Origin of the sequence: Erwinia typographi, from assembly GCF_000773975.1 — a bacterium.
Classification (GTDB): Bacteria; Pseudomonadota; Gammaproteobacteria; order Enterobacterales; family Enterobacteriaceae; genus Erwinia; species Erwinia typographi.
In genome coordinates this window covers 1-23110 of the sequence record NZ_JRUQ01000062.1, presented here as the reverse complement: position 1 = coordinate 23110, position 23110 = coordinate 1, and the positions used below count along the sequence as shown (strand labels likewise).

The following is a 23110-nucleotide window of genomic DNA, read 5'->3' as shown; positions in this document are numbered from 1 at the left end:
GGCAAACGGCCTGCCGACGTGGGATTTCTGCTTGCAGAACCGCCGTTCTTTCGCATATTATCCAATCGTTATAATAATAATTCTCGTTTACGTTTACATTCAACCAATCTCATTCAGAGAAAAGCGAAATGGCTACTTTGTCTTTCAACCGTTTATCCTTGCCAGTGAATACCTCTATTCGTCGTCTGGCACTCCTTGTTGCAATGGCCCTTTCTTCTTCTGTTTTCGCCGCCGGAGAAGAAACCATCACCGTAGATGCTAACGCGAACAGCGCGGCAGCGCAGGAGAGTGCGTGGGGACCCGCTCCAACTATTGCCGCCAAGCACAGCGCGACCGGCACCAAAACCGATACGCCGATTGAAAAGAATCCGCAGTCTGTTTCAATCGTTACCCGCCAGGAACTGGATACCCGTCAGCCGCTGTCGGTAAAGGAAGCGCTGGGCTATACGCCGGGTGTGACCGTGAGCAGCCGCGGCGCCTCTAACACCTATGATTTCGTGATCATCCGTGGCTTCTCTTCACGCGGTCTGAACCAGAACAACTATCTGGATGGGCAGAAGTTACAGGGCGACTTCTATAATGATGCGGTGATCGACCCTTATTTCCTGGAGCGCGTTGAGTTAATGCGCGGCCCAACGTCAGTGCTGTACGGAAAAAGCAGTCCTGGCGGTATCGTCTCTATGGTCAGCAAGCGTCCGACTACCGAGCCACTGCGCGAAATCCAGTTCAAAATGGGTACCGATAGCCTGATGCAAACCGGCTTTGACTTCAGCGATTCGCTGGACGATAACGGTGAGTTCTCCTATCGCCTGACCGGTCTGGCCCGCTCTGCCAACGAACAGCAGACCAATGCGGAAACCCAGCGTTATGCCATCGCGCCTTCGTTCAGCTGGCGCCCGGATGACAAAACTAACTTTACCTTCCTCTCCTATTTCCAGAACGAGCCAGAAACCGGGTACTACGGCTGGCTGCCGAAAGAGGGGACCGTTCAGCCGCTGCCGAACGGTGGTCACTTGCCGACTGACTTTAATGAAGGCGCCACCAACAATACCTATTCCCGTAACGAGAAAATGGTCGGCTATGCCTTTGAACATGGCTTCAATGATACTTTCACCGTGCGTCAGAACCTTCGTTACACTGAAATGAAAACGGCTCAGAAGAGTGCTTATGGCACCGGGCTGTGTAACAACAGCATGAACGGCTTCAACAGCTACTGCCAGTCGCTGACCCCAGCTCAGCAGGCGCACTACCTGGGCCGTGGTACCGTTGTGGATAATGAACGCTTACAGAACTTCAGCGTCGATACACAGTTGCAGAGCAAATTCGCCACCGGCGATATGGACCACACGCTGTTAACGGGCGTGGACTACTCCCGTATGCGTAATGATATCAGCGCGCTGTTTGGCAATGCGCCGTCGCTGGATCTGGATAATCTGCCATCAATGAACGACGTTGATTTTGGCGACGCCGTGCCTTATCAGATGAACGAATCCAAACAGACCGGTATCTATGTTCAGGATCAGGCCGAATGGGACAAATGGGTCTTCACCCTGGGCGGCCGTTACGACTGGTCAACTCAGGCGACTACCGTGCGCGCTGACAACGGTTATATTGAACGTAATGACCGTAAGTTTACCTGGCGTGGTGGCGTTAACTACCTGTTTGATAACGGCATATCTCCTTACTTTAGCTACAGCCAGTCCTTCGAGCCGAACGCCTTTAGCCTCTACAGCACGCCGCGCGTAGCGTACGCGCCTTCCAAAGGCGAGCAGTATGAAGCGGGCGTGAAATATGTGCCGAAAGACCGGCCGATTGTGATGACGGCGGCGGTGTATCAGCTGACTAAAAGCGACAACCTGACGGCAGACCCGAACAACGCCCTCAATCAGGTGCCATCAGGTGAAGTTCGTGCTCGTGGCGTAGAGCTGGAAAGCAAAGCTGCGCTGACGCCGAATATCAATATGACGGCCTCTTATACCTACACCGAAGCGGAGTTCACCAAAGACACCACGCTGAAAGGCAACACGCCAGAGCAGGTGCCTAAGCATATGGCTTCACTGTGGGGCGACTACACCTTTAACAGCGGGGCTATCAGCGGCTTAACCGTGGGTGCCGGTGGACGTTTTATCGGTTCAAGCTACGGCGACCCGAACAATACCTTTAAGGTCGGCAGTGCGGCGGTGATGGATGCCGTGGTGAAATACGATCTGGGACGTTTTGGTCTTTATGGCTCAAGCCTGGCAATCAACGTGAATAACCTGCTGGATCGTGATTATGTCGCCAGCTGCTTCCAGACTTACGGCTGTTTCTGGGGCGCAGGCCGTCAAATTGTCGGTACTGCAACCTTCCGTTTCTAATCTTTAAATCGGGCGCGGTTCGCCGCGCCCACCAATCAGAAGACCCCTATGTCTCATCCTCACGCATCAGAAACTATCTTCTCGCTTGATAACGCCTCGTTTACCGTACCCGGCAGAACGCTGTTGCAGCCGCTGTCGTTAACCTTTCCTGCGGGAAAAGTTTGCGGGCTGATTGGTCATAATGGTTCAGGGAAATCGACGCTGCTGAAGCTGCTGGGTCGTCATCAACCCGCCGCTGAGGGGCTGGTGCTGCTGAACGGCAAGGCGATTTCCGACTGGCAAAGTAAAGCTTTTGCCCGCGAGGTGGCTTACCTGCCGCAGCAGCTTCCTGCTGCCGAAGGAATGACGGTACGCGAGCTGGTGTCGATGGGCCGCTATCCGTGGCACGGCGCGCTGGGGCGCTATGGCGCAGAAGATCGTGAGCGTGTGGAGGAGGCTATCACCCTGGTTGGACTCAAACCTTTTGCTCAACGCCTGGTCGACAGCCTGTCCGGCGGCGAGCGTCAGCGTGCATGGATCGCCATGCTGGTAGCGCAGAACAGCCGCTGCCTGCTGCTGGATGAACCGACTTCAGCGCTGGATATTGCGCATCAGATTGAAGTGCTGGCCCTGATCCAGCGTCTGAGCCGCGAGCGCGGCCTGACGGTGATCGCGGTACTGCACGATATTAATATTGCCGCCCGCTACTGCGACCACATGGTTGCCCTGCACAGCGGTCGGGTCATTGCCGAAGGCGATGCCAGTGAGATTATGCAGGCCGACGTGCTCAAGAAAATTTATGGTATCCCGATGGGGATCCTGCCTCACCCTAACGGCGGTGCGCCGGTGAGCTTTGTTTACTAAGGGAATGACTTTCTCAATGCCTGATTTATTTCGCCGCCGCCTGCTGATGGCTATGGCGCTTTCCCCCCTGCTTCCGGCCTGGCGCGCCCAGGCAGAATCTTCTGTGGATATCCAGCGTATTATTTCTCTGGAATGGCGGCCGACCGAGCTGCTGATGGCGCTTGGCGTGTCGCCGATGGGCGCGGCGGAGATCTATAACTATGGGTTGTGGGTAGGTGAGCCGGCGCTGCCGCCAGAAACCGTGGACGTAGGGCTGCGAACCGAACCCAATATCGAACTGATGATCCAGATGAAGCCCTCGCTGCTTCTCTACTCTTCTGGCTACGGCCCTTCAGTAACAACCCTTGATAAAATCGCGCCGAGCATGGGGTTTGCCTTTAGCGACGATCGGGGCAAGCCGCTGACCGTCTCCAGAGAGTCCCTGATGCAGCTCGCCAGAAAGCTCGATCGTGTGCCTCAGGCACAGCAGCATCTGGCGGAATATGATGCCTTTGTTATTCAGTCCAAAGCCCGGCTGGCAAACCGCCCTAAAAGACCTCTGCTGCTGATGTCGGTACTGGACCCTCGCCATACGCTGGTATTTGGTAAGGGCAGTCTGTTCCTGGAAGTGATGGACAATCTGGGCATTGAGAATGCCTGGCAGGGAGAGACGAACTTCTGGGGCAGCGCGGTGATTGGCATTGAAAGGCTGGCGTCGATGAAGGATGTTGATGTGGTCTGCTTCGATCACGGCGAGGATCTGATGATGGATCAGGTGATCGTCACGCCGCTCTGGCAGTCGATGCCTTTTGTCCGTCAGAACCGCTTTCATCGGGTTCCGCAGGTCTGGTTTTACGGCGGCACGCTCTCGGCGATGCGCTTTTGTCGGCTGCTGGACAGCGCGTTGGTGGCCGCATGAAAACGTCTCTGCGTTTCCCCATCGTTCTGCTGACGGCGCTGCTGCTGCTGGCCGTCGCGCTGACCTGTTACAACTTCAGCCAGCATCTTCCCGTTAGCCAATGGCAAAGCGCGATCTCTGCCGTCGATCAAAACAGCGTTGACCAGATGGTCTTTCACTACAGCCTGCTGCCGCGTCTGTCGCTGTCGCTGCTGGTGGGCGCGGGGCTGGGGCTGGTGGGGCTGCTGTTCCAGCAGGTGCTGCGCAACCCTCTGGCCGAGCCAACAACGCTGGGGGTCGCGACCGGTGCGCAGCTGGGGCTGACGGTGGTCACGCTCTGGAGCCTGCCGGGCGGCCTGTTTACCCAACAGGTGGCCGCGATGGTCGGGGCGATTGTCGTTGGGCTGATCGTGTTTGGCATTGCCTGGGGTAAACGGCTCTCTCCGGTCACGCTGATCCTCGCTGGCCTGGTGATGTCGCTTTACTGTGGGGCGGTAAACCAGCTTCTTGGGCTGTTTAACCACGAGCGCCTGCAAAACATGTTCCTGTGGAGCACCGGCACGCTCAACCAGATGGACTGGCACAGCGTCAGCTTTATCTGGCCCAAACTGCTGGTGGGGTTTGTGCTGTCGTTACTGCTGCTGCGGCCGATGACGCTGATGGGACTGGATGACGGCGTGGCTAAAAACCTGGGACTGGCGCTGTCGGCGGCCCGTCTTGGCGTGCTGGCGCTGGCTATTGTGCTCAGCGCGCAGCTGGTTAATGCCGCCGGGATCATTGGCTTTATTGGGCTTTTCGCGCCGCTGCTGGCAAAAATGCTGGGGGCAAGACGGTTAATTAGCCGCCTGCTGCTGGCGCCGGTGATTGGTATGCTGCTGCTGTGGCTGGCCGACCAGGTGGTGGTGTGGCTGACCGATAACTGGCGAGAGGTCTCTACCGGTACGGCTACGGCAATTATTGGCTCGCCGCTGCTGCTGTGGTTATTGCCGCGTCTGCGCACCGCAGCCGTGCCACCGGCGATGAACCGTGGCGACCATGTGCCTGCTGAACGACACCATGTGCTGCTGTGGGCGGCGATTGGCGGCATTGCGCTGCTGGTTCTCTCCGTAGCGGCGCTGGGCTTCGGTCGCGACGCGCAGGGCTGGAGTTGGGTAAGCGGCGAGCTGTGGCACCAGCTGCTGCCGTGGCGTATGCCGCGGCTGGTGGCCGCCATTGCCACCGGTATGATGCTTGGCGCGGCAGGCTGTATCGTTCAGCGCCTCACCGGGAATCCGATGGCCAGCCCGGAAGTGCTGGGGATCAGCTCCGGCGCGGCCTTTGGCGTGGTGGTGATGCTATTTCTGGTGCCAGGCGATGCCTTTGGCTGGCTGCTGCCGGCGGGAAGCCTTGGCGCGGCGATCACGCTGCTGATTATCACCGTCGTGGGCGGACGGGGCGGTTTCTCACCGGAACGTATGCTGCTGGCCGGGATGGCGCTGAGCACGGCATTTGCCACGCTGCTGCTGATGCTGCTGGCGAGCGGCGACCCGCGAATGGCAAACCTGATGACGTGGATCTCAGGTTCAACCTATGGCGTGGATGCCGCCCAGGCCTGGCGCACGGTGGGCATCGCCGTTATTTTGCTGGCGCTGGTGCCGCTATGCCGCCGCTGGCTGACGCTGCTGCCGCTGGGCGGCGAGACGGCCCGTTCGCTGGGCATGGCGCTCAAGCCTTCGCGCTTCTCGCTGCTGCTGCTGGCGGCGGCGCTGACGGCGGCGGCCACGCTGACCATCGGTCCTCTGAGCTTTATCGGGCTGATGGCGCCGCATATTGTGCGAATGCTTGGCTTCCGCCGGGCAATGCCGCAGCTAATGATGGCGGCGCTAATGGGCGGTATGCTGATGGCGATTGCCGACTGGTGTGGACGCATCGTGGCGTTTCCGAATCAGATCCCGGCAGGGCTGCTGGCTACCTTTATCGGCGCGCCTTATTTTGTTTATCTGCTGCGTAAGGTCTGAGCAGCACAGACGCTTGCAGCAGCACATGGCGGGCTGAGGTCGGTACTCTCCACCAGGGCAGCCGACAAAAAACGCCGGATGAAAGGCTCATCCGGCGTTTTTTTATGCCTGTGAGGTGGGGATCGCCTCGCAGCCGGAATGACCGGCTGTCAGGCTAATTTTGCGAAGCTGCGGCGTGCCGCATCAATAGTCCGCTCAATGTCCTTTTCGCTGTGGGCCAGCGACATGAAACCTGCCTCAAAGGCTGAAGGCGCGAGGTAAATTCCTTCCTTCAGCATCAGGTGGAAAAACGTTTTGAAGCGCTCTACGTCGCACTCCGTGACGTCCTGATAGCAGGTGACCTCTTTGGCCGGGGTGAAGAACAGGCCAAACATGCCGCCCACATGGTTGATGACCAGCGGAATATCGGCTTCTTTCGCTGCGGCCAGCAGCCCTTCGGCCAGTTGGGTTGTCAGCGCGGCCAGCTTCTCGTGGTTGCCTGGCTTAGCAATCTCACTCAGACAGGCAAAACCGGCGGCCATCGCAATCGGATTGCCGGAGAGCGTGCCAGCCTGGTAAACCGGGCCGGTCGGTGCCAGCGCGTCCATGATCTCGCGGCGTCCGCCGAAGGCGCCTACAGGCATTCCACCGCCGATGATTTTGCCGAGGCAGGTCAGGTCAGGCTTGACGCCGTAATGCGCCTGCGCGCCAGCCAGCGCGACGCGGAAACCGGTCATCACTTCATCAATAATCAACAGCGCGCCAAACTCGTCGCACAGCGTGCGCAGGCCTGGCAGGAAGTCGGCGTGCGGCGGGATGCAGTTCATGTTGCCAGCGACCGGCTCAACGATGATGCAGGCGATCTCGTGCGGATACTGCTCGAAGGCGGCCCGCACGGAAGCCAGATCGTTCCAGGTGCAGGTCAGGGTGTGCTTCGCGAAATCCGCCGGGACACCCGGAGAGTTCGGCTGGCCCAGCGTCAGCGCGCCCGACCCGGCTTTTACCAGCAGGCAGTCGGCATGGCCGTGATAGCAGCCTTCGAACTTAATGATTTTATCGCGATGGGTGAAACCGCGCGCCAGGCGGATGGCGCTCATGGTGGCTTCTGTTCCGGAGTTCACCATCCGCACCATATCCATGGTTGGCACCAGCGTGGTGACCAGCCTGGCCATTTTCACTTCCATCTCGGTCGGCGCGCCAAAGCTCAGTCCGCGCTCTGCTGCTTCAATCACCGCATTACGGATTGCCGGATGATTGTGGCCGAGCACCATTGGTCCCCAGGAACCGACATAGTCTACGTACTCTTTACCGTCGGCATCATATAAGTAAGCGCCGTCGGCGCGGTCAATAAAGAGCGGCACACCGCCAACGCCGCTAAAGGCGCGTACCGGGGAGTTCACGCCGCCGGGAATTAGTTGCTGCGCCTGAGCATACAGATTTTCAGACTTACTCATGGTTCCGCTCCTGAGAATACATTAAGAAAAACCCCGCCATTCTAAGGGAACATGGGGCCGGGTTAAAAGGTCAGTCGCTCTTTTGACACGATTAGCGATGAATTTTCCCGGGACAGCTCGCGCCAGCGGAGTAAGATACGGGCCTGCCTTTACTTAACCATGAATGGGATATGAGCGAATCAACGTCATCTACTGAGCAGTTAAACACGGTGCCAGCCAGGCGCGGTGACTTTCTCCGCTTGCTCCTGCGAAAAGATAAAACGCCCGGCGCCGTGCTGGTTGTAGCGGCGATAGTGGGGACGCTGGCCGGGCTGGTTGGCATAGCGTTTGAAAAAGCGGTGAACGCCGTTACCACTGAGCGGCTGGCGATGTTGGCGACCGTTGAGCATCACTGGCTGCTGGTTTTTCCGCTGGCGTTTATCCTCTCGGCCCTGCTGGCAATGGTGGGCTATTACCTCGTCAGGCGTTTCGCGCCGGAAGCGTCCGGCTCCGGTATCCCTGAAATAGAAGGGGCGCTGGAAGAGCTGCGCCCCGTCCGCTGGTGGCGAGTTATCCCCGTTAAGTTTGTCGGCGGCATGGGCGCCCTGGGCGCGGGTATGGTGCTGGGCCGCGAAGGGCCTACCGTGCAGCTGGGAGGCAATATTGGCAGAATGGTGCTGGATATTTTTCGCATGAAAAGCACGGAAGCCCGCCACTCGCTGCTGGCGACGGGGGCCGCCGCCGGACTCTCCGCAGCGTTTAACGCGCCGTTGGCTGGCATTCTGTTCATTATTGAAGAGATGAGGCTCCAGTTTCGCTACAGCGTTATCTCGATCAAAGCCGTCTTTATCGGCGTGATCATGTCGAGCATTGTGTTCCGCATCTTTAACGGCGAGGGCGCGGTGATCGTCGTGGGCAAGCTTGCCAGTGCGCCAGTGAATACGCTCTGGCTTTATCTGCTGCTGGGAATGCTGTTCGGCGGCGTTGGCGTGCTGTTCAACGCTCTGATCTTCCGCACCCAGGACCTGTTCCAGCGCCTGCATGGCGGCAACCTGCGCAAGATCCTGATTATTGGCGGCGTGCTGGGCGGCGTGTGTGGCGTACTGGGCGTGATTGAGCCCGAGGCGGCGGGCGGCGGATTTAGTCTGATCCCGATTGCCGCAGCCGGGAATTATACGCTCGGTATGCTGTTGTTTATTTTTATCACCCGAGTGGTGACTACCTTGCTGTGCTTTGGCTCCGGCGCGCCGGGCGGTATTTTTGCGCCAATGCTGGCGCTAGGAACGCTGTTGGGCACGGCCTTCGGCATGGCGAGCGCGTCACTTTTTCCCGCCAGTCATCTCCAGGCTGGCACCTTTGCTATTGCCGGAATGGGGGCGCTTTTCGCCGCCTCGGTGCGGGCGCCGCTGACCGGGATCGTGCTGGTTCTGGAAATGACCGACAATTATCAGCTCATTCTGCCGATGATTATTACCTGTCTTGGGGCAACCCTGGTGGCACAATTTCTTGGCGGTAAGCCGCTCTACTCTTCGCTGCTGGCGCGGACACTGGCTAAACAGCAGCAAAAAGATGACGAAAAAGTGGCAGCACAGAGTGCCACATAGCCGGAAGGGAAAACGGCGGATACTTGATTGCTATACTTGTGTATAAGATAATGAGGCGAAAGAAGGTCGAATTATGACCTGACAGGCAACCGCCTGAATGCATACCGGAGTAATAAATGAGTGAAGACATAGCTCTGCCCCTGCAGTTTACCGAAGCTGCGGCCAGTAAAGTCAAAAATCTGATTTCTGATGAAGAAAATCCAGATCTGAAGCTGCGTGTGTATATCACCGGCGGCGGCTGTAGCGGCTTCCAGTACGGCTTTACCTTTGACGACAAGATCAACGACGGCGATATGACCATCGAAAAGGCTGGCGTGGCACTGGTGGTTGATCCGATGAGCCTGCAATATCTGGTAGGCGGCTCGGTCGACTATACCGAAGGCCTTGAAGGGTCGCGGTTTGTTGTGACCAACCCGAATGCTAAAACTACCTGCGGCTGCGGATCTTCGTTCAGTATCTGATACTGCCGCCCCGGCGCGTCCGCTGCCGGGGTGATGACCCCTCTTTTAAATCCTCAGGGTTGCTGTTCTGGATGCAGCTGACTGCATAACTGTTGTGCGGCCAGCAGAATGCGGGGGCCCGGACGACTAAACCAGTCATCATTGACGGCAATCGTCGTCACCGTTAGCTGAGGACGCCAAAAAGCCTCAACTTGCGCAATCTGCTTCGCGTCTCCTCCCGCCACAATCGCCACCGGCTTTCGCATCAGCACCTGTTCCCGGCTCACCTGAGGCCAGGCGACCCGGCTGTCGGCAAAAATGTTTTCGCCGCCGCAGAGCTGCAAAATCTCATTCTGCAACGTTTTGCCGGAGGCGGTGAAAAGGGGATGCTGACCAAACTGGAGAAAAACTTTTTTCTTCGGCAGCGCGGCATAACGCTGACGCAGCGCCAGCTGCTGCTGTAGCAGCGCATCGGCGGCGCGATCGGCCTGCTCTGGCGCAGGGCTCCAGGCTTTCAGCTGACGAAGGCTGGCGACGATCTGGCTGATGGAAGCGGGATCGATCCAGACTACGTGAATACCGAAGGCTGTGAGCTGATCAACCTGGCGCTGGGGATTCCCCTCCCGCCAGGCCAGCACCACATCAGGCTTAAGCGCCAGGATGCGCTCGGTATTGATGCCTTGCCAGTTCGCCACCTGTTCAAGGCGGCTGGCGGCAGGAGGATAGTCGGAAAAAGCGCTGACGCCTACCGGAGTAATGCCTGCGGCAAAGGCCAGCTCTGTCAGGCTGGGGGCCAGCGTAACCACTCGCGGCGCTGCCGCCAGCGAACTAAAGCAGGCCAGCAGCAGCAGAAAAAGCCAACGCTTAGCCATGTGACAGATTGGTTAGCAGCGTTTCAACCATCAGAGAGGATTGTTTCGCCGCCACGGTCAGGAACTCTTCAAAACTGAGGTGCGAATCCTGGTTAGCTACGTCAGAAATGGCGCGAACCACCACAAAGGGCACGCCGAACTGGTGGCAAACGTGGGCAATTGCCGTCGCTTCCATCTCTACGCCAACCGCCTGGGGGAAGGTCGCGCGAATGCGCGCCAGCGGTTCCGCGCCGTTGATAAAGGCATCACCGCTGAGCACCAGGCCGCGTACCGCATGGAGGCCCAGCTGTTTGATCGAGGCTTCAGCGGCTTTAATCAGCCCGGCGTCTGCGGTAAAGGCGGCCGGGCAGCCAGCCATCTGACCAGGTTCATAGCCGAATGCGGTAACGTCGGCATCGTGATAGCGCACTTCGTCTGACACGACAATGTCGCCGACTTTCAGCGAAGCCGCCAGGCCGCCTGCCGAACCGGTGTTAATCACGAAGTCCGGCTTGCAAAGTTGCAGCAGCAGGGTGGTGCCCAGCGCGGCCGACACTTTACCAATGCCCGATTTCAGCAGCGCCACCTCAACGCCATTGAGCGTGCCGGTGTAAATCTCGCAGCCCGCCAGCGTCAGCGTCTGACGATTTTCAATTTTGTCGCGCAGCAGGGTAACTTCCTGCTCCATTGCACCAATAATGCCTGCTTTCATAGGGATACTCGCTAATGTTGTGGAATTAATCTGGGGTTTCGGCGCATAGTCTATCATGGCAGGATAAGGGACATAATCCGCAACGCGCATCCAGGGCATGAATCCGGTGCCGGACAATGGGAAGCAGGCATGACCGAAATCGATTTCAGAAAAAAGATCAATTATCAGCGCCGCTATCGCCCGATGCAGGGTCTGAAAGATGAGCATGAAATTCTGCGTATTTTTGAGAGCGATCGCGGGCGCATTATCAACTCGGCGGCGATTCGTCGGCTGCAGCAGAAAACCCAGGTTTTCCCGCTGGAGCGCAATGCCGCCGTGCGTTCAAGGCTGACCCATTCGCTGGAGGTGCAGCAGGTCGGGCGCTATATCGCTAAAGAGGTTCTCACCCGGCTGAAAGAGCTGGGGCAGTTGGAGAACTATGGCCTGTCCCAGCTGACCGGGCCGTTCGAAAGTATTGTTGAAATGGCCTGCCTGATGCACGATATCGGCAACCCGCCGTTTGGTCATTTTGGTGAATCCGCGATTAATGACTGGTTCCGCCAGCGGTTGGATACCGGTTATCAGCCGGAGGAAGCGCATGAAGATCGCTGTGAGCCGACGGTGCTGCACTATAAAACCGATGGATTTAACGATCTGCGTGCAAAGATTCGTCAAGATTTATCTCATTTTGAAGGCAATGCTCAGGCGATTCGCATGGTGCATTCGCTGCTGAAAATGAACCTGACCTGGGCGCAGGTCGGCTGCATCCTGAAATATACCCGCCCGGCCTGGCACAGTGGAAAAATTCCGCCGGGCCACGATTATCTGATGAAAAAACCAGGATATTATCTGGCGGAAGAAGAATACGTTGCCCGGCTGCGTAAAGAACTGGATCTGCAACCACACTGTCGTTTCCCGCTGACCTATATCATGGAGGCGGCTGACGATATTTCTTATTGCGTTGCCGATCTGGAAGATGCGGTAGAAAAAAATATTTTCACCGTTGAAAAACTTTATGAATACTTATTTGAACTCTGGCCTGACCATCAGCCTGGTGATTTATTTAGCCTGGTCGTGACTAACGCGCTGGATAAATCCAGAAGTTCCCAAACCAGCCGCAGCAGTGAAGACCAGTTTTTTATGTATTTACGGGTGAATACCGTTGCCCGCCTGGTTCCGCATGCGGCCAGCCGCTTTATTGATAATTTGCCGGAAGTGTTCGACGGAAAATTCAACCAGGCGCTGCTGGAAGACGGCAGCAAGCAGAATCAGTTACTGGAAATTTTTAAAAAAGTCGCTTTCCGTCATGTGTTTAATCATCCTGACGTCGAGCAACTGGAGCTTCAGGGTTATCGGGTTATTAGCGGTTTGTTAGATATTTATCATCCACTGCTGAAGCTGAGCCTGGCGGAATTTTCAGAACTGGTGGAAAAGGATTACCTGAAAGGCTACCCGATTGAGACACGTCTGTTCCATAAACTTTCTACCCGATTTCGTCTGGCTTACAGTGAAGCCGTGGGCCGTCTGGATAATCGCGCGGAGGATATTGCCATTTGGGAATATTATTACCGGGCGAGAATGTTGCAGGATTATGTCAGCGGCATGACGGATCTCTATGCCTGGGATGAGTACCGTCGCCTGATGGCGGTGGAATAACGCGAAAAACTGTATGAATTGTAAAGTCAGACAATAAATATTTACTTTTGTCAGAAACTTTTTCATGAACTTCGCGATAAAAAGTGACTCTCATCATCACGACCACAGCAATGGTTGCATAATTGGATATCAAGAGAAACAGACGCATGAAAAAAACACTTTTAGCAAGCGCGTTGGCTCTGAGCCTGGGAATGGCGATGACCCCGCTGATGGCAACGGCCGCCGAAACCGCTTCTTCTTCCAGCCAGCAGCTGCCAAGCCTGGCCCCAATGCTGGAAAAAGTGATGCCTTCGGTAGTGAGCATCAATGTTGAAGGCAGCACGACGGTTAAAACACCGAGGATGCCGCAGCAGTTCCAGCAGTTCTTTGGCAATAATTCGCCATTCTGTCAGGACGGTTCGCCGTTCCAGAGTTCGCCAATGTGTCAGGGCGGCGGTCAGGGGCAGAACCAGGGCGGAGCCGATACTCAGCAGGAGAAATTCCGCGCGCTGGGCTCTGGCGTGGTGATCGACGCGACTAAGGGTTATGTTGTCACCAACAATCATGTGGTGGATAACGCCACCAAAATTCAGGTTCAGCTCAGCGACGGACGTAAATACGATGCGAAAGTGATCGGCAAAGATCCGCGTTCGGATATTGCGTTAATTCAGCTGAAAGACGCGAAAAACCTGACGGCAATTAAAATTGCCGATTCTGACGATCTGCGCGTGGGCGACTACACCGTGGCGATCGGCAACCCATACGGCCTGGGCGAAACCGTCACTTCAGGGATCGTTTCCGCGCTGGGCCGCAGCGGCCTGAACGTGGAAAACTACGAAAACTTTATTCAGACCGACGCCGCGATTAACCGTGGGAACTCCGGCGGCGCGCTGGTGAACCTGAACGGCGAGCTGATTGGTATCAATACCGCGATTCTGGCGCCGGACGGCGGCAACATTGGTATCGGTTTTGCTATCCCAAGCACTATGGTGAAAAACCTGACCGCGCAGATGGTGGAATATGGGCAGGTGAAACGTGGCGAACTGGGGATCATGGGAACCGAGCTGAACTCCGAGCTGGCGAAAGCCATGAAGGTGGACGCACAGCGCGGCGCCTTTGTCAGCCAGGTTCTGCCTGGCTCTTCTGCCGCCAAAGCCGGCGTGAAGGCCGGGGACGTTGTGACCTCGATCAACGGTAAGGCGATCTCCAGCTTTGCCGCGCTGCGTGCCCAGATTGGATCGCTGCCGGTGGGGACAAAAATGTCTCTGGGCCTGATCCGCGACGGCAAGCCGCTGTCGGTCAGCGTTGAGCTTCAGCAGAGCACCCAGACTAAAGTCGAATCGGCCACGATTTACACCGGTATCGAAGGGGCCGATCTGAGCAACTTTGATGAAAAAGGCGTGAAGGGCGTGAAGGTCGATAATGTGAAGGCCGGCTCTGCCGCTGCCAGCATTGGTCTGAAGAAGGATGACGTGATCCTCGGCGTGAATCAACAGGCGATTGCTAACCTGGGTGAGCTGCGCAAGATCCTTGATACCAAACCTTCGGTGTTGGCGCTGAACATTCAGCGTGGCGACAGCTCCATTTATCTGCTGATGCAGTAATCTCTCCGGGTGCCGACGCCAGCCGTCGGCACTTCTTTCGCTTTTCCCCGCCGCCTCAACCTTTCTCTTTGTGATACTCCCCGCAATTTTCACAGCCCGATTCGCGCTTAGTGCAGATGCACAATGTTTCGCTCTGGTCCCGCAGGTATGCTTGGCGGATGATGCTTTTCTGGAGCAGTAAATGGCTACCTATCATCTGGACGCTCGTCTGGCACAGGACATTGTCGCCCGCACCATGCAAATTATTGACAGCAATGTCAATGTGATGGACGCGCGCGGCCGCATCATTGGCAGCGGCGACCGTGAACGTATTGGTGAAATGCACGAAGGCGCGCTGCTGGCGCTTTCGCAGGCGCGCGTGGTGGATATTGATGAAGGCGTAGCCAAACACCTGCACGGTGTCCGGCCCGGAATCAATCTTCCAATGCGAATCGACGGCGATATCATCGGCGTTATCGGCCTGACCGGCGAGCCAGAAACGCTCAGGCATTATGGCGAGCTGGTGTGCATGACCGCCGAGATGATGCTTGAGCAGGCACGCCTGCTGCATATGCTGGCGCAGGACAGTCGCCTGCGCGAAGAGCTGGTGCTGAACCTGATCCGCAGCGATACACTTTCTCCTGCGCTGGTCGAGTGGGCGCAGCGCCTGAGGATCGATCTCAATCAGCCCAGAGTAGTGGCGGTTGTGGAGGTGGACAGCGGCCAACTGGGCGTGGACAGCGCCATGTCCGAGCTTCAGCAACTGCAAACGCTGCTGACCACGCCGGAGAGAGATAATCTGATCGCTATCGTCTCGCTGACGGAAATGGTGGTGCTGAAACCGGCGTTTAATGCTCATGGCCGCTATGATGCCGATGACCATCGTAAGCGGGTCGAGCTGCTACTGTCGCGGATGAAGGAGAGCGGTCATCTGCGAATGCGCATCGCGCTGGGAAATTTCTTCACCGGACCGGGCAGCATTGCGCGTTCGTACCGCACGGCGCATACCACCATGCTGGTCGGCAAACAGCGTATGCCCGATCAGCGCAGCTATTTTTATCAGGATTTAGTGCTGCCGGTGCTGCTGGACAGCCTGCGCGGCGGCTGGCAGGCTAACGAACTTTCCCGCCCGCTGGCAAAGCTGAAGTCGATGGACAACAACGGGCTGCTGCGAAGAACGTTAGTTTCCTGGTTCAGCAACAACGTTCAGCCCTCGGCTACGGCAAAAGCGCTGTATATTCATCGCAATACGCTGGAGTACCGGCTGAACCGCATCTCCGAACTGACCGGGCTTAATCTGAGTAATTTCGACGACAGGCTGCTGCTGTACGTTGCTCTGCAACTGGACGAGCAGCCCTGAGCATAGAGCGCTCCCGGCTGGGAGGGAAAGGCGAATTTCAGGATCAAAAAAGGCGGAGAATTCTCCGCCTTTTTGTAGCAACTGGCTGGGATTAGCGGCCGCTGCGGGTCAGCTTTTCCAGATCGGATTCGATCTCGCTGATTTTATTGGAAACCACGTTTTCCAGATGACGCAGATCTTCAAGAATTTTGCGTTTCAGATCCACTTCAACCTGGTCGCGCTGGCAAATCTGGTCCAGCTCATCGATAACGTAACGCAGGTTTGGGCTGATTTCCTGAATCTCTTTGTAACCCTGGCTGGCGTTGTCGGCCACCACGGTTTTGCGCTGGCGTGGATATTTGAACTTCACGCTCTTGGCAAAGAACTCGCCTTTGTCCTTACGGAAATAGATTTTCAGGATATCGTTGCTGGCTTCCTGACGCAGGCTATAACGGTCGATATCGTCGGGAGAAGAGATGCCGAGGCCTTTCAGATTGTCATACATAGTCATGTGTTCCTAAGTGAAATGATTGTCGCTCCGGCTGCGCGTCGTGAATACTGCGTTATGCAGTGCCCGCCATACTCAGGGACCGAATGTCCGTCCCGCTGGCTGCGCGCTTACGCCTTGTCTTCACTTAGCTCGCTCGTTCCGTACTTCAGCGTTAAATTTTAGCGGTGAAATAGCAGTCCGGTTCACGATAATTGTTTATGGGTTTAAATCAACGGCGCGGATTATCGCTTAGTTGTTGCGCAATAGCATCAGTTATTTCGTTGCGCGAAACAGGTTGTTGCCCGGGGAAGTGTAAAGAAAAGATTACGGGCCACGGAACATGGCCCGGAAAGATTAGTCGATGGTGCGCAGCAGTTCGTTGATGCCCACTTTAGCGCGAGTTTTCGCGTCAACTTTCTTGACGATCACCGCGCAGTACAGGCTGTAGCTGCCGTCTTTAGATGGCAGGTTGCCGGAAACGACCACCGAACCCGCAGGGATGCGGCCATAGCTGACTTCGCCCGTTTCGCGATCGTAGATTTTGGTGCTCTGACCGATATAGACGCCCATTGAGATCACCGCGCCTTCCTCAACGATTACCCCTTCAACAACTTCTGAGCGCGCGCCGATAAAGCAGTTATCTTCGATGATGGTTGGGTTGGCCTGTAGCGGCTCAAGCACGCCGCCAATGCCCACGCCGCCCGACAGGTGCACGTTTTTACCAATCTGAGCACAGGAACCGACGGTGGCCCAGGTATCCACCATCGAACCTTCATCAACGTAAGCACCGATGTTGACATAAGAAGGCATCAGCACGGTATTGCGAGCGATAAACGCCCCCTGGCGTACCGCTGCTGGCGGCACTACGCGGAAGCCTTCTTTTTTGAATCGCGCGTCATCATAGTCGGCAAACTTCATCGGCACTTTGTCGTAGAAACGGCTTTCGGCGCCGTCAATCACCTGATTGTCATTGATGCGGAAGGAGAGCAGGACGGCTTTCTTCAGCCACTGATGCGTTACCCACTGACCGTCGATCTTTTCTGCGACGCGCAGCGCCCCGCTGTCCAGCAGGCTGATAACCTGGCTGACCGCTTCGCGGGTAACGGTGTCAGCGTTCGCCGGGGTGATTTCAGCGCGACGCTCGAAAGCGCTCTCAATAACATTCTGTAATTGTTGCATTAATTCCGATTTCCTGTGTCAAATCATGTTCCAGCTGCGGGACCGTCCGGGCCGTTTACTGCGCCACAAGCCCGGCGAGGTTGTCCCACAAGACGTGTTAAAAATTCAATCTGGGTCACACTTTATCGTTTGGATTAAGGGCATCTGTCAACCGTTGTTGTAACTCTACGCGCAATTCCGGGCTCAGCGCGCGCCGTTCACTGTTAGCGAGAATAAACAAATCCTCCACCCGTTCGCCGATGGTGCTGATCCTCGCGCCGTGCAGCGACACGCCCAAATCGGCGAAAACTTCGCCGACGCGCGCCAGCAGCCCTGGCTGATCCAGCGCGATCAGCTCCAGATAGGTGCGGCTGTCGGTATGAGCAGGCAAAAATTTGGCCTCCGTCTCCACGCTGAAATGCTTGAGCCTGGCCGACTGGCGGCGCGGCCTGGGTGATTGCCAGCTGGTCTGGCTAATGGCCTGCTCCAGCGCCTGACGGATAACCCCATGCCGATCGCCCGCCAGAGGGCTGCCGTCCGGCTCAAGCACGATAAAGGTATCCATCGCCATGCCGTCCCGGCTGGTAAAGATCTGGGCGTCATGGACGCTGAGATTTCTTCGATCCAGTTCTCCCGCCACGGTAGCGAACAGATAAGGCCGGTCCGGGCTCCAGATAAAGATCTCGGTGCCGCCGCGCGTGGCCTGTGGGCTGACCAGCACCAGCGGCTGGGTCAAATCGTGATCCATCAGGTGCCGGGCGTGCCAGGCCAGCTGATTTGGCGAGTGGCGCAGGAAATAATCGGCGCGGCAGCGGCTCCAGATGTGGTGCAGCGCCTGCTCGTTGATATTATCCATTCGCAGCAGCGCCAGCGCCTGAAGCCGGTGATGGCGAACCCTTTCGCGCAGATCCGGGCTGTTCTCCATGCCGCGGCGCAGCTGCTTCTCGGTGGCGAAGAACAGCTCGCGTAGCAGGCTCTGCTTCCAGCTGTTCCACAGGTTTTCATTGGTGGCGCAGATATCGGCAACCGTCAGGCACACCAGGTAGCGCAGCTGATTCTCATTCTGGATCACCTCGGCAAACTGCTGGATCTCGGTCGGGTCCTGAATATCACGCCGCTGCGCGGTCACGGACATCAGCAGATGGTGGCGCACCAGCCAGGCTACCAGCTGGGCTTCTCGGGAGTTCAGGCCGTGCAGCTCGGCAAACTCCAGCGCGTCCTGCGCGCCAAGTATGGAGTGGTCGCCGCCGCGTCCTTTGGCAATGTCGTGGAATAAGGCGGCCATCAGCAACAGCTCAACCTGCGGCAGGCGCGGCCAGATTTCCACGCAAAGCGGATGGCGCGGGCGGGTGGCCGGACTGGCGAAGCTTTCCAGTTTTTGCAGCACCCGGATGGTGTGTTCGTCTACGGTATAAGCGTGAAACAGATCAAACTGCATCTGTCCGACAATATTGCCCCACTGCGGCATATAGGCCCACAGCACGCTGTGGCGATGCATCGGCACCAGCGCCTGGCTGACCGCGCCAGGATGACGCAGGATGGCGAGAAACAGGCGGCGAGCCTCTGGGATGGTGCAGAGCGGCTGCTTAAGATGGCGGCGCGCGTGCCTGAGCTGGCGCAGCGTCGTCGAGTAAATCCCGGTGATTTTTTGCATCCGCACCATCACGTAGAACATCCGCATGATGGCTACCGGCTCGCGGGAGAACAGCGATTCATCAATCAAGTCGATCAGCGAGCCGCGCAGCTGGAACTCATCGTCAATGGCGCGCGGCTTCTCGTCTTCTCCCAGCGCAAGGATGGCCTCATCAAACAGTTGCAGCAGCATATGATTAAGCTCGCTGACGCGGCGGGTCACCCGGTAAAAATCTTTCATCATCCGCTCAACCGGCTCGTTGCCTTCCCCTTGATAGTTCAGGCGCTGGGCCACGTTCAGCTGGCGGTCGAACAGCAGCCGGTTGTCATAGCGGGGGAGGGTGAGGTGCAGCGCGAAGCGAATGCGCCACAGGAAACTCTGGCACTCGTTCAGCTCGTTGCGTTCAACCTCTTTCAGGAAGCCAAATCCGACCATTTCGTCCAGCGAGGTGGCGCCGAAATGGCGACGCGCCACCCACAGCAGCGTATGGATATCTCGCAGGCCGCCGGGACTGCTTTTGATATCCGGCTCCAGATTGTAACTGGTGCCGTGATAGCGCAGGTGGCGCTGCTGCTGCTCCTCAATTTTGGCGGCGAAAAAGCGGTCAGAGGGCCAGAATCCATCGCTGAACACGTTTTTTTGCAGTTCGAGAAACAGGGCTACGTCGCCGGTCAGCATGCGGGATTCAATCAGGTTGGTCGCTACGCTCAGGTCCGACAGCCCCTCCAGCAGGCACTCTTCCAGCGTGCGTACGCTGTGGCCCACTTCCAGTTTCAAATCCCACATCAGCGTCAGCAGCTCGCTGGTCCGCTGGGCGTTCTTCTCTGAAAGTGGCTGGCGGCTGAGGATCAGCACGTCGATATCGGAGAGCGGATGCAGCTCTCCACGGCCATAGCCGCCGACGGCGACCAGAGCGATACCTTTCTTTTCCGGGAAGCCAAAGAAGCGCCACAGGCGCCTTAAAAGCCGGTCGATAAACAGCGTGCGCGCATCAACAAGGACTTCAACTTCTTCGCCAGCGTCAAACGCGGCGGCCATCAACTGCTGAAACTGGTCAAGATGCTGCTTAAGGGATTCACGGGTCAGTTCGGCATCAACCCAGTGGGTAGGGGAGCCGGACTTCTTGTAATCCTTGAGGGTTTTGGTCACGCCACTGCTCCTGCTAAATGCTCTGCGAGCCAGAATAAGAAAATCTCCACTGACAATAGCGCCAGCGCCAGCCTGAGATCAAAAAAAACCGGCTTTCGCCGGTTTTTTATTGCTCTATGCTTTTAGACATCGTGAGTCAGGATGGCCGGAATGGTGTCATCCTTACGCAGCGTCATAATTTCGCAGCCGTTTTCCGTGACCACAATGGTGTGCTCGTACTGAGCTGACAGGCTGCGATCTTTGGTTTTTACCGTCCAGCCATCTTTCATGCTACGGATGCGGTAATCGCCCGCGTTGACCATCGGTTCGATAGTGAAGGCCATACCAGGCTGCAGCACCACGCCGCCATCGTCCGCATCGTAATGCAGCACCTGCGGCTCTTCGTGGAAGCCCTTGCCAATGCCGTGGCCGCAGTACTCACGCACCACGGAGAAATCCTGCGCCTCGACAAATTTCTGGATCTCGCGGCCAAGGGTCCGCAGGCGGATGCCAGGCTTAACCATCCGCAGCGCCAGATAGAGGCTCTCCTGGGTGATGCGGCACAGGCGCTCGCCCTGGATGGTCGGCTTGCCGACGATAAACATTTTTGAGGTATCGCCGTGATACTCATCTTTGATCACCGTCACGTCGATATTGACGATATCGCCATCTTTCAGGATCCGCTCGTCGCTGGGAATGCCGTGGCAAACCACTTCATTAATTGAGATACAGACCGATTTCGGGAAGCCGTGATAGCCCAGGCTGGCGGAGATAGCATGCTGAGTGTTGACGATATAATCGTGACACAGGCGGTCCAGCTCGCCGGTGCTGATACCGGGCTTAACATGTTCTTCAATCATTTCGAGAACTTCAGCGGCCAGGCGGCCCGCTACGCGCATTTTCTCGACTTCTTCAGGGGTTTTGATGGTAATTGCCATTAATTTTGTCCGCAGTTGTCGCTAATTTCGACACTAATAAAGGAAGTGCAGCAATGGTAGCAGGCCACCTTTGCTCTGCCAATTGCAGTTTGTGGCAGGCGGATGCCTGGAGAACAACTATTGGCTTCACAGGGCGCTTTGTGGTATAAAGCGCGCCGACGATTCTCTGCGAGCCAGTTTAGCAGGGGAACGCATAAATCTCATTATGTGTAAATAACACACATGTATCGACACGTACGCCGGGGTGCCTTAATGGCTGCGCAAGCAGACTGCCGGGTCGGTTGTATGGGATACATGGAGGCTTAACCCCAAATCATTCTATAGAGGTAATCATGGCAACTGTTTCCATGCGCGACATGCTCAAGGCCGGTGTACACTTCGGTCACCAGACCCGTTACTGGAACCCGAAAATGAAGCCATTCATCTTCGGCGCTCGTAACAAAGTTCACATCATCAACCTTGAAAAAACCGTGCCAATGTTCAACGAAGCTCTGGCTGAACTGAACAAGATCGCTTCCCGTAAAGGAAAGATCCTGATGGTCGGTACTAAGCGCGCTGCAAGCGAAGCGGTAAAAGAGTCTGCGCTGAGCTGTGACCAGTTCTTCGTAAACCATCGCTGGTTGGGTGGCATGCTGACTAACTGGAAAACCGTTCGTCAGTCCATCAAACGTCTGAAAGACCTGGAAATCCAGTCTCAGGACGGTACCTTCGATAAGCTGACCAAGAAAGAAGCGCTGATGCGTACTCGCGAACTGGCCAAGCTGGAAAACAGCCTGGGCGGTATCAAAGATATGGGCGGCCTGCCTGACGCACTGTTCGTTGTTGATGCTGACCACGAACACATCGCTATCAAAGAAGCAAACAACCTGGGTATCCCGGTCTTTGCTATCGTTGATACCAACTCTGATCCAGACGGCGTTGACTTCATCATTCCTGGTAATGACGATGCAATCCGTGCTGTAAGCCTGTACCTGACCGCAGTGGCTACCACTGTGCGTGAAGGTCGCTCTCAGGATCTGGCTCAGCAGGCTGAAGAAACTTTCGCCGAAGCTGAGTAATAAGGATCGCTCCTCAGAGAGCCCTTAGACATCAGATGTTAATCTGTAAGGGGCCTGCATTGGCCCCTTTATTTATTCGAATTCGCTTTGCCGGTTGTCACAACCGGCGGGGCAGAATGTTTCTCCCGAGACCAGGCATTTGTGGCGATCGCCGTTTGGGCATCGCTGGCAGATGCAAGCTAACCGAGGATTAGAGAATGGCTGATATTACCGCTGCTCTGGTAAAAGAACTGCGCGAGCGCACTGGCGCTGGCATGATGGATTGCAAAAAATCACTGACTGAAGCCAACGGCGACATCGAGCTGGCGATCGAGAACATGCGTAAGTCTGGCGCGATCAAAGCGGCTAAAAAAGCAGGCAACGTGGCTGCTGACGGCGTGATCAAAACCAAGATCGTAGGCAACTACGGTGTGATTCTGGAAGTTAACTGCCAGACTGACTTCGTGGCTAAAGACGCCGGTTTCCAGGCGTTTGCTGACAAAGTGCTGGATGCTGCGGCTGCCGGCAAAATCACCGATGTTGAAGTGTTGAAAGCCCAGTTTGAAGAAGAGCGCGTTGCGCTGGTGGCTAAAATTGGTGAAAACATCAACATTCGCCGCGTCTCTGCGCTGGAAGGCGATGTGCTGGGCAGCTACCTGCACGGCGCGCGCATCGGCGTTGTGATCGCGGCTACCGGCGCTGATGAAGAGCTGGTTAAGCAACTGGCGATGCACGTTGCCGCCAGCAAGCCAGAATTCGTTAAGCCAGAAGACGTTTCTGCTGACGTGGTTGAAAAAGAGTTCCAGGTTCAGCTGGACATCGCCATGCAGTCTGGCAAGCCGAAAGAAATCGCAGAGAAAATGGTTGAAGGCCGCATGAAGAAATTCACCGGCGAAGTGTCTCTGACCGGCCAGCCTTTCGTTATGGACCCGAGCAAAACCGTGGGCCAGCTGCTGAAAGAGAAAAATGCAGACGTAGTCAGCTTTATCCGCTTCGAAGTGGGTGAAGGCATTGAGAAAGCTGAAACGGATTTCGCAGCAGAAGTTGCTGCCATGTCTAAGCAGTCTTAATGAACGAAAAGAACCGCCAATCGGCGG

Annotated in this window: 18 protein-coding genes; 11 read left to right on the top strand and 7 right to left on the bottom strand. The window is 56.5% G+C overall.

What is annotated here, in order from left to right:
* The first annotated feature begins 128 nt into the window (after window positions 1-128).
* The 4 genes from fhuA to fhuB are packed head-to-tail and all read left to right on the top strand — an operon-like array spanning window position 129 to window position 6074.
* Window positions 129-2357, top strand: coding sequence for a ferrichrome porin FhuA (gene fhuA / locus NG99_RS21195; RefSeq protein WP_157032674.1), 2229 nt, complete (start codon window positions 129-131; stop codon window positions 2355-2357).
* Between the two features lie 48 nt (window positions 2358-2405).
* Window positions 2406-3200: a Fe3+-hydroxamate ABC transporter ATP-binding protein FhuC gene (fhuC, locus tag NG99_RS21190; protein WP_034897420.1), complete on the top strand. Its 795-nt coding sequence runs from the start codon at window positions 2406-2408 to the stop codon at window positions 3198-3200.
* Window positions 3201-3216: 16 nt separating this feature from the next.
* Window positions 3217-4098 carry a Fe(3+)-hydroxamate ABC transporter substrate-binding protein FhuD gene (gene fhuD / locus NG99_RS21185; protein ID WP_034897417.1) on the top strand — a complete coding sequence of 294 codons (882 nt, stop codon included), beginning with the start codon at window positions 3217-3219 and terminating at the stop codon, window positions 4096-4098.
* Complete coding sequence (fhuB, locus tag NG99_RS21180; RefSeq protein WP_034897414.1) at window positions 4095-6074, top strand: Fe(3+)-hydroxamate ABC transporter permease FhuB; 1980 nt, start codon at window positions 4095-4097, stop codon at window positions 6072-6074. Before fhuD ends, fhuB begins: the two co-directional genes overlap by 4 nt.
* A 149-nt stretch (window positions 6075-6223) precedes the next feature.
* Here the strand turns inward: fhuB and hemL are convergent, their stop codons facing one another.
* Window positions 6224-7507 carry a glutamate-1-semialdehyde 2,1-aminomutase gene (gene hemL / locus NG99_RS21175; protein ID WP_034897411.1) on the bottom strand — a complete coding sequence of 428 codons (1284 nt, stop codon included), beginning with the start codon at window positions 7505-7507 and terminating at the stop codon, window positions 6224-6226.
* Between the two features lie 170 nt (window positions 7508-7677).
* Here hemL and clcA point away from each other — a divergent pair, with 170 nt between their 5' ends.
* Together clcA and erpA are read left to right on the top strand one after the other, a co-directional pair.
* Complete coding sequence (gene clcA / locus NG99_RS21170) at window positions 7678-9090, top strand: H(+)/Cl(-) exchange transporter ClcA (RefSeq protein ID WP_034897408.1); 1413 nt, start codon at window positions 7678-7680, stop codon at window positions 9088-9090.
* 116 nt (window positions 9091-9206) lie between these two features.
* Window positions 9207-9551: an iron-sulfur cluster insertion protein ErpA gene (erpA, locus tag NG99_RS21165; protein WP_034897405.1), complete on the top strand. Its 345-nt coding sequence runs from the start codon at window positions 9207-9209 to the stop codon at window positions 9549-9551.
* 53 nt (window positions 9552-9604) lie between these two features.
* Here erpA and btuF read toward each other — a convergent pair whose 3' ends face one another.
* A complete protein-coding gene (gene btuF, locus NG99_RS21160; protein ID WP_034897402.1) occupies window positions 9605-10402 on the bottom strand; it encodes a vitamin B12 ABC transporter substrate-binding protein BtuF in 798 nt (265 codons plus the stop codon).
* Window positions 10395-11093, bottom strand: coding sequence for a 5'-methylthioadenosine/S-adenosylhomocysteine nucleosidase (mtnN, locus tag NG99_RS21155; RefSeq protein WP_034897897.1), 699 nt, complete (start codon window positions 11091-11093; stop codon window positions 10395-10397). The genes btuF and mtnN overlap by 8 nt, the downstream gene beginning before the upstream one ends.
* A gap of 129 nt (window positions 11094-11222) precedes the next feature.
* On the opposite strand from mtnN, the gene dgt reads away from it, so the two are divergent.
* The 3 genes from dgt to NG99_RS21140 all read left to right on the top strand — a co-directional run bounded on the left by dgt (window position 11223) and on the right by NG99_RS21140 (window position 15650).
* Window positions 11223-12728 (top strand): dGTPase, encoded by a 1506-nt coding sequence (gene dgt, locus NG99_RS21150; protein ID WP_034897399.1) that lies wholly within the window; start codon window positions 11223-11225, stop codon window positions 12726-12728.
* A gap of 146 nt (window positions 12729-12874) precedes the next feature.
* On the top strand, window positions 12875-14311 hold the full coding sequence (gene degP / locus NG99_RS21145) for a serine endoprotease DegP (protein WP_034897396.1): 1437 nt from the start codon (window positions 12875-12877) through the stop codon (window positions 14309-14311).
* Between the two features lie 181 nt (window positions 14312-14492).
* Window positions 14493-15650: a CdaR family transcriptional regulator gene (locus NG99_RS21140; RefSeq protein WP_034897394.1), complete on the top strand. Its 1158-nt coding sequence runs from the start codon at window positions 14493-14495 to the stop codon at window positions 15648-15650.
* Between the two features lie 91 nt (window positions 15651-15741).
* Here the strand turns inward: NG99_RS21140 and NG99_RS21135 are convergent, their stop codons facing one another.
* The 4 genes from NG99_RS21135 to map all read right to left on the bottom strand — a co-directional run bounded on the left by NG99_RS21135 (window position 15742) and on the right by map (window position 20976).
* A complete protein-coding gene (locus tag NG99_RS21135) occupies window positions 15742-16134 on the bottom strand; it encodes a DUF3461 family protein (RefSeq protein ID WP_034897392.1) in 393 nt (130 codons plus the stop codon).
* A gap of 339 nt (window positions 16135-16473) precedes the next feature.
* Window positions 16474-17298, bottom strand: a complete 825-nt coding sequence (gene dapD, locus NG99_RS21130; RefSeq protein WP_034897389.1) for a 2,3,4,5-tetrahydropyridine-2,6-dicarboxylate N-succinyltransferase — start codon at window positions 17296-17298, stop codon at window positions 16474-16476.
* A gap of 115 nt (window positions 17299-17413) precedes the next feature.
* A complete protein-coding gene (gene glnD / locus NG99_RS21125) occupies window positions 17414-20059 on the bottom strand; it encodes a bifunctional uridylyltransferase/uridylyl-removing protein GlnD (RefSeq protein ID WP_034897385.1) in 2646 nt (881 codons plus the stop codon).
* Between the two features lie 122 nt (window positions 20060-20181).
* Window positions 20182-20976, bottom strand: a complete 795-nt coding sequence (map, locus tag NG99_RS21120; RefSeq protein WP_034897382.1) for a type I methionyl aminopeptidase — start codon at window positions 20974-20976, stop codon at window positions 20182-20184.
* Between the two features lie 332 nt (window positions 20977-21308).
* Here map and rpsB point away from each other — a divergent pair, with 332 nt between their 5' ends.
* On the top strand, window positions 21309-22034 hold the full coding sequence (rpsB, locus tag NG99_RS21115) for a 30S ribosomal protein S2 (RefSeq protein WP_157032673.1): 726 nt from the start codon (window positions 21309-21311) through the stop codon (window positions 22032-22034).
* Window positions 22035-22231: 197 nt separating this feature from the next.
* Window positions 22232-23083 (top strand): translation elongation factor Ts, encoded by an 852-nt coding sequence (gene tsf, locus NG99_RS21110; protein ID WP_034897376.1) that lies wholly within the window; start codon window positions 22232-22234, stop codon window positions 23081-23083.
* Window positions 23084-23110: the final 27 nt, after the last annotated feature.

Bases quoted from the DNA above. Each gene is read 5' to 3' on its own strand.
- fhuA (WP_157032674.1), top strand. From the start codon at position 129: ATGGCTACTTTGTCTTTCAACCGTTTATCCTTGCCAGTGAATACCTCT.
- fhuC (WP_034897420.1), top strand. From the start codon at position 2,406: ATGTCTCATCCTCACGCATCAGAAACTATCTTCTCGCTTGATAACGCC.
- fhuD (WP_034897417.1), top strand. From the start codon at position 3,217: ATGCCTGATTTATTTCGCCGCCGCCTGCTGATGGCTATGGCGCTTTCC.
- fhuB (WP_034897414.1), top strand. From the start codon at position 4,095: ATGAAAACGTCTCTGCGTTTCCCCATCGTTCTGCTGACGGCGCTGCTG.
- hemL (WP_034897411.1), bottom strand. From the start codon at position 7,507: ATGAGTAAGTCTGAAAATCTGTATGCTCAGGCGCAGCAACTAATTCCC.
- clcA (WP_034897408.1), top strand. From the start codon at position 7,678: ATGAGCGAATCAACGTCATCTACTGAGCAGTTAAACACGGTGCCAGCC.
- erpA (WP_034897405.1), top strand. From the start codon at position 9,207: ATGAGTGAAGACATAGCTCTGCCCCTGCAGTTTACCGAAGCTGCGGCC.
- btuF (WP_034897402.1), bottom strand. From the start codon at position 10,402: ATGGCTAAGCGTTGGCTTTTTCTGCTGCTGCTGGCCTGCTTTAGTTCG.
- mtnN (WP_034897897.1), bottom strand. From the start codon at position 11,093: ATGAAAGCAGGCATTATTGGTGCAATGGAGCAGGAAGTTACCCTGCTG.
- dgt (WP_034897399.1), top strand. From the start codon at position 11,223: ATGACCGAAATCGATTTCAGAAAAAAGATCAATTATCAGCGCCGCTAT.
- degP (WP_034897396.1), top strand. From the start codon at position 12,875: ATGAAAAAAACACTTTTAGCAAGCGCGTTGGCTCTGAGCCTGGGAATG.
- NG99_RS21140 (WP_034897394.1), top strand. From the start codon at position 14,493: ATGGCTACCTATCATCTGGACGCTCGTCTGGCACAGGACATTGTCGCC.
- NG99_RS21135 (WP_034897392.1), bottom strand. From the start codon at position 16,134: ATGTATGACAATCTGAAAGGCCTCGGCATCTCTTCTCCCGACGATATC.
- dapD (WP_034897389.1), bottom strand. From the start codon at position 17,298: ATGCAACAATTACAGAATGTTATTGAGAGCGCTTTCGAGCGTCGCGCT.
- map (WP_034897382.1), bottom strand. From the start codon at position 20,976: ATGGCAATTACCATCAAAACCCCTGAAGAAGTCGAGAAAATGCGCGTA.
- rpsB (WP_157032673.1), top strand. From the start codon at position 21,309: ATGGCAACTGTTTCCATGCGCGACATGCTCAAGGCCGGTGTACACTTC.
- tsf (WP_034897376.1), top strand. From the start codon at position 22,232: ATGGCTGATATTACCGCTGCTCTGGTAAAAGAACTGCGCGAGCGCACT.